Source organism: Paraburkholderia steynii (assembly GCF_900100565.1).
GTDB classification, from domain to species: domain Bacteria; phylum Pseudomonadota; class Gammaproteobacteria; order Burkholderiales; family Burkholderiaceae; genus Paraburkholderia; species Paraburkholderia terrae.
In genome coordinates, this window is sequence record NZ_FNDI01000001.1 from 168,279 (window position 1) to 180,327 (window position 12,049).

Sequence of the window (12,049 nt, forward strand, 5' to 3'; positions counted from 1 at the left end):
CCCTTTTTTGCCGGACACAGGGTGCTTTACGCTTCCCCGTTGACCTCGACGAACTCGTCGCCGTCGCCACCGCGGGCAGCCTGCACGACTTCATTGACCGCGTTCGCACGGCCTTCGATGATCGCGTCAGCCACGCCTTGCGTGTACAGCGCGACAGCCTTGCTTGCGTCGTCGTTGCCCGGGATCACGTAATCCACGCCTTCCGGCGAGTGGTTCGTATCGACCACGGCGATGACGGGCACGCCCAGCTTGTTCGCTTCCGTCACGGCAATCTTGTGATAGCCGACGTCGACGACGAAAATTGCGTCAGGAATGCCGCCCATGTCCTTCACGCCGCCGATCGACTTTTGCAGCTTGGCGATTTCGCGTTCGAACAGCAGCGCTTCCTTCTTGCTCATCTTCTCGAGCTCGCCTGCCTCGACTGCTGCCTCCATGTCCTTCAGGCGCTTGATCGAAACCTTCAGCGTCTTGAAGTTGGTCAGCATACCGCCGAGCCAGCGTGCGTTGACGAACGGCATGCCTGCGCGTTGCGCTGCTTCAGCGATCGTGTCGCGCGATTGACGCTTCGTGCCGACAAACAGGATCGTGCCGCGGTTCGCTGCCAGTTGACGCACGTACTTCAGCGCGTCGTTGTACATCGGCAGCGTCTTTTCGAGGTTGATGATGTGAATCTTGTTGCGATGGCCGAAGATGAAGGGGGCCATCTTGGGGTTCCAGAAGCGCGTCTGGTGACCGAAGTGGACACCGGCTTCCAGCATTTGACGCATGGTAACTGCCATGAAAATCTCCGCTAGGGTTGGGTCTTAAGCCGGCTGCCGTATCCGCCGCGCCGTCTTCGCCGCTTCGGGAAGACCTGACGCCGCGAACACCCTGGGTGCGCCGGCTTGCGAATTCCGCGAACCGCGTCATATACATGCATGACGCCGCTCACGAAGAAGCCTGCCGCCGAGTTGAATATGGAATATTCAAACTGGCGATTGACTTAGCCAAAGAGTATAGCACGCGAGCATTGCAGGACTCAACCTGCGCGGTAGCTACCGTGTGGACCACCGGTTGCACCGCAGCGGCGGCAATTGCCCTGCTCGCGCACCATCTGGCCGCCCGGCAAGGCCGCGCGGAACGCCCGCCACAAGCGCCGCGGCCAACCCTCGCGCCCCGCAAATTCCAGCGATCACGTGAATAAGGTGCGATAATTACACGATAACCCGCATTTCAGGCCCGACTCATGGCTATTACGCTCAAAAACGAAGACGATATCGCGCAGATGCGCATCGCCGGACGCCTCGGGAGCGAGGTGCTCGACTACATCACGCCGTTCGTCAAACCCGGCATCACGACGGGCGAACTCGACCGCCTGTGCCACGAATACATGACGAACGTGCAGGGCACGATTCCCGCGCCGCTGAACTATCAGCCGCCGGGCTATCCGCCGTTTCCGAAGGCCGTCTGCACGTCGGTGAACGACGTGATCTGTCACGGCATTCCCGGCGACAAGGCGCTGAAGAACGGCGACGCGCTCAATATCGACGTCACGGTCATCAAAAACGGCTATTACGGCGACACGAGCCGCATGTTCATCGTCGGCGAAGGCTCGATCATGGCGAAGCGCCTCGTCCAGACCACGTACGAATGCATGTGGCTCGGGATCGAGCAGGTGCGCCCGGGCGCGCATCTCGGCGACATCGGTTATGCAATCCAGAAGCACGCGGAAGGCCTCGGCTACAGCGTCGTGCGCGAGTATTGCGGGCACGGCATCGGCCAGGTTTTCCACGACGAGCCGCAGGTGCTGCACTACGGCCGCCCGGGCACGGGCATCGAGTTGCAGGCGGGCATGATCTTCACGATCGAGCCGATGATCAACGCCGGCCGCCGTGACATCCGGACGATGCCCGACCAGTGGACCGTCAAGACCAAGGACCGCAGCCTGTCCGCGCAATGGGAGCACACCATTCTCGTCACGCCGACGGGCTACGAAGTGCTGACCGTTTCCGCCGGCACGCCCGCTCGCCCGCAAATCGCGGCCGCCGCCACAGCCTGATCACCTTCCCCGCCACCCGCCGCCTATGAGTAGCGTTCACGCTGTCGCCCTTTCCGATGCCACGTCTCTCAAGGCGGACTACAAGGTGGCCAAGACCCCGCTGCTCGATCGCTTCAAGACCGCGACCAATGTCGACACGCTGATGCACGCGCTCGCGCGCATCACCGACGACGCGCTGCGCGGCGCGTGGACCGCGTGCGAACTGCCCGCATCGCTGGCGCTGCTGGCCGTCGGCGGGTACGGGCGCGGCGAACTCGCACCCCACTCCGACATCGACATTCTGGTGCTGCTGCCCGACGAGCCAGTGGCGCATCTCGAAGCGCGCATCGAGCGCTTCATCGGGCTCGCGTGGGATCTGGGGCTGGAACTGGGCAGCAGCGTGCGCACGGTCTCGCAATGCATCGAGGAATCGGCGAACGACGTCACCGTGCAGACTTCGCTGCTCGAAGCGCGGCGCATCGTCGGCAGCACGGCGCTGTTTGAGAGCTTTTCGCTGCGCTACCGCGACGCACTCGACCCGCGCGCGTTCTTCCAGGCAAAAGTCCTGGAAATGCGCCAGCGTCATGCGAAATTCCAGGACACGCCCTACTCGCTCGAACCGAACGTCAAAGAAAGTCCAGGCGGTCTGCGCGACCTTCAGCTGATTCTGTGGATTACCCAAGCAGCCGGCTTCGGCAGCAGCTGGCGCGAGCTGGATGCGCGCGGCCTGATCACCGACCGTGAAGCGCGCGAACTGCGCCGCAACGAAGGCTTCCTGAAAGCGCTGCGCGCGCGTCTGCACGTGCTGGCGGGGCGTCGCCAGGACATTCTGGTGTTCGACCTGCAGAATCCGCTCGCCGAGAGCTTCGGCTTCAAGGCCACGTCCACGCGACGCGCCAGCGAGCAGCTGATGCGCCGCTACTACTGGGCCGCCAAAGCCGTCACGCAGCTGTCGACCATTCTGATCCAGAACATCGAAGCGCAGCTTTTTCCCAGCACGAGCGGTATCACTCGCGTTCTGTCCGATCGTTTCGTCGAGAAACAAGGCATGCTGGAAATCGCCAGTGACGACGTTTTCGAGCGCGAGCCGAACGCGATCCTCGAAGCCTTCCTGCTGTATGAAGAGACGCCCGGCGTCAAAGGGCTGTCTGCACGCACGCTGCGCGCGCTGTACAACGCGCGCGACAAGATGGACCACCGCTGGCGGCGCGATCCGGAAAACCGGCGCCTCTTCATGGAAATCCTCAAGCAGCCGCAGGGCATCACGCATGCGATGCGTCTGATGAACCAGACCAGCGTGCTGGGGCGCTATCTGCTGAACTTCCGCCGCATCGTCGGACAGATGCAGCATGATCTGTATCACGTCTATACCGTCGATCAGCACATTCTGATGGTGCTTCGGAACATGCGACGCTTCGCGGTCGCCGAGCACGCACACGAATACCCGTTCTGCAGCCAGCTGATCGTGAACTTCGAGCGGCCGTACGTGCTGTACGTGGCCGCGCTGTTCCACGACATCGCGAAAGGCCGCGGCGGCGATCACTCCACCCTCGGCATGGCCGACGCGCGCCGCTTCTGCCGCGAGCACGACATTTCCACCGACGACACGGCGCTGATCGTCTGGCTCGTCCAGCATCACCTGACGATGAGCCAGGTCGCCCAGAAGCAGGACACGAGCGACCCGGAAGTGATCAAGCGGTTCGCCGATCTGGTCGGCACCGAGCGGCGCCTGACGGCGCTGTATCTGCTGACGGTGGCCGACATTCGCGGCACCAGCCCGAAAGTCTGGAACACGTGGAAAGGCAAGCTGCTCGAAGACCTGTACCGCGCGACGCTCGCCGTACTCGGCGGCGCCCGCCCGGACGCGCATTCGGAACTCAAGCAGCGCCAGGAAGAAGCGCTCGCGCTGCTGCGCCTCGAAACGGTGCCCGAGAACGCGCACCGCGCGCTGTGGGACAAGCTCGACGTCGGCTACTTCCTGCGCCACGACGCCGCCGACATCGCGTGGCAGACGCGCGTGCTGCACCGTCACGTGGAGACGGAGACGCCGATCGTGCGCGCGCGTCCCTCGCCCATCGGCGAGGCGCTGCAGGTGCTCGTCTACGTGAAGGACCGCCCCGATCTGTTTGCGGGCATCTGCGCGTATTTCGACCGCAATTCGCTGTCCGTGCTCGATGCGCGCGTGAGCACCACCCGGCACGGCTATGCGCTCGACAACTTTCTCGTTGCGCATACCGAGCGTGACGTCCACTATCGCGACATCGCCAACCTCGTCGAACAGGAACTGGCAGGGCGCCTGAAGGCGGAAGGCACGTTGTTGCCGGAGCCGTCGAAGGGCCGGCTGTCGCGCCTGTCGCGCACGTTCCCCGTGACGCCGCGCGTCGACCTGCGGGCCGACGAGCGCGGCCAGTATTACATCCTGTCCGTGTCGGCCAACGACCGGCCGGGCCTTCTTTATTCGATCGCGCGCGTGCTGGCCGAGCACCGGGTCGGCGTCCATGCGGCGCGGATCAATACACTCGGCGAACGCGTCGAGGACGTGTTCCTACTCGATGGACACGGCCTCTCTGACAACCGTCGACAAATCCAGGTCGAAACGGAGCTGCTGCGCGCGATCGCAGTGTGAGATTTCATGCGAGTCAAACTGACAGCCAAGCATCCGCGGCCGAGTTCGTCCGAGCGCACCCCTGTGCGTCCGGGCAGCACGACTGCACGCAAGACGACGCGGCCCGCCGCCCCAGCCAAAGGCGCTGCTTCGACGGGGCCGCGCGGCGGCGCCGGCTCCGCCGGCGCAGGTGCTGCGCGCCGAGGCGCGGCAGCGAGCGGCGAAACACCGAGGCGCGCTGCCGGCAAGCCTGCGGGCGGCCCGGGCGAACGACGCGGACCGTCGGCGGGTGCGCGTGACGGCGCATCGCCGCGCTCCGGCGACCGGCCCGCGCGCGCAGCGGGCGCGGGTTCGCGCGAACGTAGCGATTCCGGCACGTTCGAACGCCGTTCGACGGGTGACCGTCCGGCGCGTAAGGAAGGCTCGGCAGGAAGCGGTGGTTTCCGTCGTGACGCGGGCGACCGGACCGAACGACGCGCGCCGTCGGATCGTCCTTCGCGTGGCGCCGCTTCGGCAGGCGCAGGCGAACGCGCACCGCGCTTTTCCCGCGATGGCGACGAACGGCGCAGCGCACCGCGCTTCTCCCGTGACGGCGACGCAAGCCGTCCACCCCGCGCTCCGCGTGAGGGTGACGAACGCCGCAGCGCACCGCGTCTCTCTCGCGACGACGACGCACGCCGTGGGCCCCGCGCCCCGCGTGACGGCGACGAACGCCGTAGTGCGCCGCGCTTCTCCCGTGACGACGATGCACGCCGTGCGCCCCGCGCCCCGCGTGAGGGCGACGAACGCCGTAGTGCGCCGCGTGTCGGCCGTGACGACGATGCACGCCGTGCTCCCCGCGCCCCGCGTGACGGCGACGAACGCCGCAGCGCACCGCGCTTCTCCCGCGACGACGACGCACGCCGCGCCCCCCGCGCTCCGCGTGACGGCGACGAACGCCGTAGTGCGCCGCGTGTCGGCCGTGACGACGATGCGCGCCGGGCTCCCCGCGCCCCGCGCGAAGGCGACGAACGCCGTAGCGCACCGCGCTTTGGCCGTGACGACGACGCACGCCGCGCCCCCCGCGCACCGCGGGAGGGCGACGCACGCCGTAGCGCACCGCGCGACCGCAGCGAATCGCCCCGCCCGCGCCTCTCCGGCGAGCGCGATGCATCCGCCGAACGACGCCCGCGCAGCGAAGGTGCGCCGCGCCGTACTAGCAGCGACGACGCGCAAGCCCGCGGCGAACGCACCTACGCGAAGCCAGTGAAGAGCGCGTACGCAAACCGCGCAGACGGCGATGCGTCAACCAGCGCAGCACCGCGCGTACCGAAGACAAAACGCGACCCACGCTCGCTCGACGACAGTTTCGACCGCCCGGCCCAATTCGACCGCGCGGCCCCGAAACCGGCGCGCAAGGCTCGCCCGGAGCCCGCCCCGCGCCATCGCGACGAGGGCGAATTCAACGACGCCCCCGGCAACCTGCGCCTGTCGAAGCTGATGTCCGAACTCGGCCTGTGCTCGCGCCGCGAAGCGGACGAATGGATCGAGAAAGGCTGGGTAACCGTCGACGGCACCGTCATCGATACGCTCGGCACGAAGGTGCGCCCCGACGCCGATATCCAGATCGATCCCGCCGCGCAAGCCATGCAGATGAAGCTGGTCACGATCCTCATCCACAAGCCGGTTGGCCTGGTATCGGGTCAGGCGGAAGACGGTTACGAGCCGGCCGTGACGCTCGTCAAACCCGAGAACCACTGGGACGGCGACCAGACGGACACGCGCTTCTCGGTCGCGCATCTGCGCCAGCTTGCGCCTGCGGGCCGCCTCGACATCGACTCGACGGGCTTGCTGGTGTTGACGCAGGACGGCCGCGTCGCGAAGCAGTTGATCGGCGGCCATTCGGAAATCGACAAGGAATACCTGGTGCGCGTCGCGTACGGCGACGTCGAAACGGACGTCGAGCAACACTTCCCGCACGAAAGTCTCGAGCAATTGCGCCACGGCCTCGAACTCGACGGCGTGCCGCTCAAGCCCGCACTGGTCGACTGGCAGAACGGCGAACAACTGCGCTTCGTGCTGCGCGAAGGCAAGAAGCGTCAGATTCGCCGGATGTGCGAACTGGTCGGGCTGGAGGTCGTGGGCCTCAAGCGCGTGCGGATGGGTCGGGTCATGCTCGGCGCATTGCCGCCAGGGCAGTGGCGCTATCTCGGTCCGGACGAGTCGTTCTGAGATCGGGCGTCAGTCCATTGACGCCTCTCGAGATGAAAAAAGCCCGCTCACGCGGGCTTTTTCCTTTTCGGCGTCTGAAACTCAATCGTCCGATTTCGGATCGAGGTCGGGAAACAGCACTTCGGTAAAGCCGAACTTGGAAAAGTCTGTGATACGCATCGGATACAGCTTGCCGATCAGGTGATCGCACTCGTGCTGGACGACGCGCGCATGGAAGCCCTCGGCGACGCGATCGATCGGTTTGCCGAACTGATCGAAGCCGTGATAGCGAATCATCGACAGGCGGCTGACGGCGCCGCGCAAGCCCGGCACCGACAGGCAGCCTTCCCAGCCCTCTTCCGTATCCAGCGATACGGGCGTGATGGTCGGATTGATCAGCACCGTTTCCGGCACGGAAGGCGCGTCGGGATAACGCTCGTTATGGCCGAAACCGAAGATGACGACCTGAAGATCGACGCCGATCTGCGGCGCGGCGAGCCCGGCGCCATTGGCGTCATGCATCGTCTCGAACATGTCCCGGACGAGTTCGTGCAGTTCGGGCGTGTCGAAATGATCGACTGGCTTGGCGATGCGCAGCAGGCGCGGATCGCCCATCTTGAGGATCTCGTGAATCATGTTGTCTGCCCCTCCAGGAGCTTACGCATACCATCTTCGTCGAGCACGGGGATGCCGAGTTCCTCGGCCTTTGCGAGCTTGCTGCCCGCTTCGGCACCCGCCACCACGTAATCGGTCTTCTTCGACACCGAGCCGGCCACCTTCGCGCCGGCCGCTTCCAGCAACTCCTTCGCCTCGTCGCGGCCCATCGTGGGCAGCGTGCCCGTCAGCACGACCGTCTTGCCCGCCAGCACGCCCTGCGGCGCCTTCGGCGCGGGCGGTCCTTCCGGCCATGTCACCTTGCCGGGCGCGCGCAACTGCTCGATGACCGTGCGGTTGTGCTCCTCGGCAAAGAACTGGTGGATCGCCTCGGCGACGATGGGGCCGACATCGTTCACTTCGAGCAGTTCTTCGACCGATGCATCCATGATCGGCGTGAGCGAGCCGAAGTGCTTCGCCAGATCTTTCGCCGTCGATTCGCCAACATGCCGGATGCCGAGCGCGTAGATGAAGCGCGCGAGCGTGGTGTGCTTGGCCTTTTCGAGCGAGTCGATGAGGTTCTGCGCGGACTTTTCCGCGAAGCGGTCGAGTTCGGCGAGAGTCGTAAAGCCGAGGTTGAAGAGATCGGCGGGCGTGCGCACCAGATTCAGTTCAACGAGTTGATCGATGATCTTTTCGCCCAGCCCGTCGATATCGAGCGCGCGGCGCTGCGCGAAGTGCCACAGCGCCTGCTTGCGCTGCGCCGGACAGAACAGGCCGCCCGAGCAGCGCGCGATTGCTTCGTCCGGCAGACGTTCGATCGCGGAACCGCATACGGGGCATTGCGTCGGCATCACGAACTCGTGCGCGTCGGCCGGACGCCGGTCGAGCAGCGCGCCGACTACCTCGGGAATCACGTCGCCCGCACGCCGCACAATCACCGTGTCGCCGATACGGATGTCCTTGCGACGTACTTCGTCCTCGTTGTGCAGCGTCGCGTTCGTCACGGTCGCGCCGCCGACGAACACCGGCTCCAGCCGCGCGACGGGCGTGATCGCGCCCGTGCGTCCGACCTGCACGTCGATGGCGACGAGCTTCGTCAACGCCTCTTGCGCAGGGAACTTGTGCGCGAGCGCGAAGCGCGGTGCGCGTGAAACGAAGCCCAGCGTGTCCTGCTGGTCGCGGCGGTTCACCTTGTAGACGACGCCGTCGATGTCGTACGGCAGCTTGTCACGCTTCTCGCCCACCTTCTGGAAGAAGCCGAGCAACCCTTCGGCGCCCTGTACGACCGCGCGCTCGCTGTTCACGGGCAAGCCCATCTCGTGATACCAGTCGAGCAGTTCGCTGTGCGTGGCCGGCATCTCAATGCCGTCGAGCACGCCGATCCCATACGCAAAGAACGACAGCGGACGCTGCGCGGTGATCTTCGAATCGAGTTGCCGCAAACTGCCCGCCGCCGCATTGCGCGGGTTCGCGAATTCGCGCTGTTCCGCGTCACGCTGACGCTGGTTCAGCTTGTCGAAATCGCGCTTGAACATCAGCACTTCGCCGCGCACGTCGAGCAGCTTCGGCACACGCTTGCCCTTGAGCTTCAAAGGTATCGAGCGGATGGTGCGCACGTTCTCCGTCACGTCCTCGCCCGTCGCGCCGTCGCCGCGCGTGGACGCCTGCGTGAACTGGCCGTCCACGTAGCGCAGCGAGATGGCCAGACCGTCGAACTTCAGTTCGCACGCGTAGTCGACACTCGCCTCATGCAGCGCGTCCGACACGCGCTTGTCGAAAGCCGCGATGTCTTCATCCGAAAAGCCGTTGTTCAGCGACAGCATCGGCAGGTCGTGTACGACGGGCTGAAAGCCGTTCGCCACTTCGCCGCCGACCCGCTGCGTGGGCGAATCCGGTGTGATCAGATCGGGATGCTCGCTTTCGACCTGCTGCAGTTCCTTGAACAGCTTGTCGTATTCCGCGTCGGGCAAGTCCGGCTGGTCGAGCACATAGTACGCGTGGTTCGCGCGCTCGAGTTCGGCGCGCAGCCACAACGCCCGCTCGGCGGGTGCGCTGGTTGCTGGATCAGGGACGTTGGTTCGGGCCATGCTGTCGGCGTTTCGCGGATGGTAACGGGATGTCAGATTATCTCAGGAAGCGCTTCCTGTCGCATCGGCCGGATGGCCAGTTTCGTGCGCGCGCAAACCCAGGCCGAACGTATTCCTACAAGTCCTGGCCGATCGGCCAGTTCGCGCGCAAACCGTTGACAGCGCGCGGCTCGCAATGCGACCTTGTCGCCTGCCGTCCATCGCGTGCTTCTGTCCACAGCGGCACGCATCGACTGGGAGAACCTATCGCCATGTCCGCTATCGTCGTCTGCTTTGTCCATTTCGTCCGTTGCCTGCTCGTGCTTCTGGGAGCGCTAGCCCTTTTCAGCGCGCGAGGCGCAATGGCAAGCGAGCAGGTGGTCAGCGTGCCGCTCGCGGAGGGCACGTCGATCTCCTATCTACTCACGCAGCAAGACGGCAGCGCGCCGCGTTGGGTCCTCGTGATGTTTCCAGGCAGCGCGGGCGATCTCGAACTGTCGCAACAGCCCGACGGCGCGATCCGCATGCGCGAGAAGAACAACTTCCTGATTCGCGCACGCCAGCTCTTCGTGGACGCGCAATTCGCAACGGCAATCGTCGATGCCCCGTCCGATCAACCCGGCGGCTACTCCGACGCGTTCCGCGCGTCGCCGCGCTCCGCGCAGGATCTCGCCCAGGTCGCAGCCAGTCTGCGCAACCGCTTCCCGCAGGCGAAGCTCGTGCTGGTCGGCACCAGCCGCGGCACGATCTCGACGGCCTATGTAGGCCGCGCGTTGCCCGACGTATGGGACGCCGTCGTGCATACCTCCACGCTCAGCAGTCCCGCGCGCGGCCAGGCCACGCCGTTGATCGGCTTCGATTACGGCGCGATTCGTCCGCGCCAGCTATTCGTGCAGCACGCCGATGACGGCTGCTTCCTCTGCTCGTACGAAGCGCTAAGACGCATCGCGGAGAGCGGCCAGTACGCGCTGATCACCGTGCATGGCGGCGACGTGCGCGGCAAACCCTGCGAGGCGCTATCGCATCATGGGTTCTATGGAAGGGACGAGGCGGTGGTCGCCGCGATCAAGGCGTGGATCAGCGGCCAACCGTGGCAGGACGACGTGGGATGAAGCCGTCCGCAGAGTGCGCTGCGCAAGGCAACTACGCGAATCGGCAAGTCAAAATGAAAACCGCCTGAAGCGGCAGCGCGCGTCAGGCGGTTTGTATAGTTGCGACGACGCTTCGTCGCGTAACAAGTGTCGTGCGCTTACTGGCTGAACAGTCGCCGCGTCGCTGGCGAGCCAGCGGGAATCCCCGCCTGCTCGAGCTTCGCATAAAGCGTCATCAACTGCTGCTCGATCGCGAGCAGCGCGCTTTCGGGCAGCGGCCGGCGGCCATCGTCGACCACGCGCCCGCCGATACGCTCGGCCAGCGACTTCGCGTAGTCGCACATCAGGCGGAACGGCAGGATGTCTTCATCCGCGACGGGCACGTCGAGCACCAGCGTGATCATCTGGCCGCCCTTGTACGTGAGATCGTCGCGCAGGAAGTTGGTGTCGCCGAACTGCAGCATGAACACCGGACTTTGCTTGGCGTCAAGCTTGACGAAGCGCGTGCCGTCGCGCGACAGCAGCAGTCCGTCCTGCGACGCGACGGCCTGCACGTAGTTGGCCGACCATGGCGCGCCATCGGACAGCACGTTGATCGACAGTTGCGCGTCGCATTGCGCGGCAAAGCCGTCGAGTTCGCGCGCCATCGACACCGTTTCCATCATGTCCGGAAACTCGGGCGATGCATCGAGCGCGTCGGCGAATTGCTGCACACCCGTAACGAACTCGGAGAACTCCAGCTCGTTGAGCGGGCCGCTGCGGTTCGCAAGCTGCGCGGCCGCGCGCAGGTCTTCGTAGCGCACGCCGTTTTGCAGCAGTTCCCACGCGCCGCCGCCTTCCGGCTTGCCTTCGATATGCACCGGCTTGCTGCCCGCGCGGCGCAGACGCTGCGCGAGCGGCAGCACCTTGTCGCCCGTCACGGGCGACGAAAGCCTGATCGGCACGATGCAGTCGATACGTCGATCGACAATGGCCGGCGGCGCCGACGAAATCGTCGTGGCGGCGGGCAGAATCGGCTCGTTGCGCTCGTCGTCGGCTTGCACCTCGGCACCCGGCTGCGCGGCCTCTTCATCTTCGGGGAAGCCGTTCGGCGACGTGTTCTCAGCCTGGATATCCGCAGGGGTATCGAGCGGCGCGACGCCGCCGAAAGTCGGCTCGACGCGAGCGGCTTCCGCCTGCTCGCCCGCAGTGGATTCACGGCGCGTCGTCGGGCGCGCCGGCTCGATGAACGGGCTTTGCTCCATCTGGTCGTCCCGGACGAGCGGGTCCGCCGCATCGGCGGGCATCGGCCGCGGCATCTTGCGGCGCACCTTCGCGCCCTGCCACGCGTTGTAGACCACTACTCCCCCGACCACCACGGCGCCCGCGCCAATCAATCCGAGTGTCAACTCGTCCATGCACGCTCCATCTGCAATTCTTTTCGTCGTTGCGCGCTACGCCGGATTCGCGCGGCTGACACGTGGCACCGAAGGTGGCACGTGCC

Annotated in this window: 8 protein-coding genes; 4 read left to right on the forward strand and 4 right to left on the reverse strand. The window is 65.6% G+C overall.

What is annotated here, in order from left to right; all coding sequences use genetic code 11:
• Positions 1-26: 26 nt before the first annotated feature.
• Entirely contained in the window at positions 27-779 is a 753-nt protein-coding gene (rpsB, locus tag BLT65_RS00790) for a 30S ribosomal protein S2 (RefSeq protein ID WP_042307235.1), read from the reverse strand.
• A gap of 446 nt (positions 780-1,225) precedes the next feature.
• On the opposite strand from rpsB, the gene map reads away from it, so the two are divergent.
• Genes map through BLT65_RS47070 form a run of 3 tightly spaced genes read left to right on the forward strand, consistent with a single transcriptional unit; the run spans position 1,226 to position 6,833 of the window.
• Positions 1,226-2,038 carry a type I methionyl aminopeptidase gene (gene map / locus BLT65_RS00795; RefSeq protein WP_091774077.1) on the forward strand — a complete coding sequence of 271 codons (813 nt, stop codon included), beginning with the start codon at positions 1,226-1,228 and terminating at the stop codon, positions 2,036-2,038.
• A 25-nt stretch (positions 2,039-2,063) separates the two neighbouring features.
• Positions 2,064-4,643: a [protein-PII] uridylyltransferase gene (locus BLT65_RS00800; RefSeq protein WP_091774079.1), complete on the forward strand. Its 2,580-nt coding sequence runs from the start codon at positions 2,064-2,066 to the stop codon at positions 4,641-4,643.
• Between the two features lie 6 nt (positions 4,644-4,649).
• The gene (locus BLT65_RS47070) at positions 4,650-6,833 is read left to right on the forward strand and encodes a pseudouridine synthase (RefSeq protein WP_167306432.1); all 2,184 of its coding nucleotides are present in this window, start codon (positions 4,650-4,652) and stop codon (positions 6,831-6,833) included.
• An 81-nt stretch (positions 6,834-6,914) separates the two neighbouring features.
• Here the strand turns inward: BLT65_RS47070 and def are convergent, their stop codons facing one another.
• Positions 6,915-7,448 (reverse strand): peptide deformylase, encoded by a 534-nt coding sequence (gene def / locus BLT65_RS00815; RefSeq protein ID WP_007580570.1) that lies wholly within the window; start codon positions 7,446-7,448, stop codon positions 6,915-6,917.
• Positions 7,445-9,496: an NAD-dependent DNA ligase LigA gene (gene ligA, locus BLT65_RS00820; protein ID WP_091774085.1), complete on the reverse strand. Its 2,052-nt coding sequence runs from the start codon at positions 9,494-9,496 to the stop codon at positions 7,445-7,447. Before ligA ends, def begins: the two co-directional genes overlap by 4 nt.
• 251 nt (positions 9,497-9,747) lie before the next feature.
• Between ligA and BLT65_RS00825 the strand changes: the two genes are divergently transcribed.
• Positions 9,748-10,587, forward strand: a complete 840-nt coding sequence (locus BLT65_RS00825) for an alpha/beta hydrolase (protein ID WP_091774845.1) — start codon at positions 9,748-9,750, stop codon at positions 10,585-10,587.
• Positions 10,588-10,724: 137 nt separating this feature from the next.
• Here BLT65_RS00825 and BLT65_RS00830 read toward each other — a convergent pair whose 3' ends face one another.
• Positions 10,725-11,963: a cell division protein ZipA C-terminal FtsZ-binding domain-containing protein gene (locus BLT65_RS00830; protein WP_091774087.1), complete on the reverse strand. Its 1,239-nt coding sequence runs from the start codon at positions 11,961-11,963 to the stop codon at positions 10,725-10,727.
• Positions 11,964-12,049 lie beyond the last annotated feature (86 nt).

What these genes read in the sequence shown, in the direction of transcription:
- rpsB (WP_042307235.1), bottom strand. Translation starts at nt 779, where the DNA reads ATGGCAGTTACCATGCGTCAAATGCTGGAAGCCGGTGTCCACTTCGGT.
- map (WP_091774077.1), top strand. Translation starts at nt 1,226, where the DNA reads ATGGCTATTACGCTCAAAAACGAAGACGATATCGCGCAGATGCGCATC.
- BLT65_RS00800 (WP_091774079.1), top strand. Translation starts at nt 2,064, where the DNA reads ATGAGTAGCGTTCACGCTGTCGCCCTTTCCGATGCCACGTCTCTCAAG.
- BLT65_RS47070 (WP_167306432.1), top strand. Translation starts at nt 4,650, where the DNA reads ATGCGAGTCAAACTGACAGCCAAGCATCCGCGGCCGAGTTCGTCCGAG.
- def (WP_007580570.1), bottom strand. Translation starts at nt 7,448, where the DNA reads ATGATTCACGAGATCCTCAAGATGGGCGATCCGCGCCTGCTGCGCATC.
- ligA (WP_091774085.1), bottom strand. Translation starts at nt 9,496, where the DNA reads ATGGCCCGAACCAACGTCCCTGATCCAGCAACCAGCGCACCCGCCGAG.
- BLT65_RS00825 (WP_091774845.1), top strand. Translation starts at nt 9,748, where the DNA reads ATGTCCGCTATCGTCGTCTGCTTTGTCCATTTCGTCCGTTGCCTGCTC.
- BLT65_RS00830 (WP_091774087.1), bottom strand. Translation starts at nt 11,963, where the DNA reads ATGGACGAGTTGACACTCGGATTGATTGGCGCGGGCGCCGTGGTGGTC.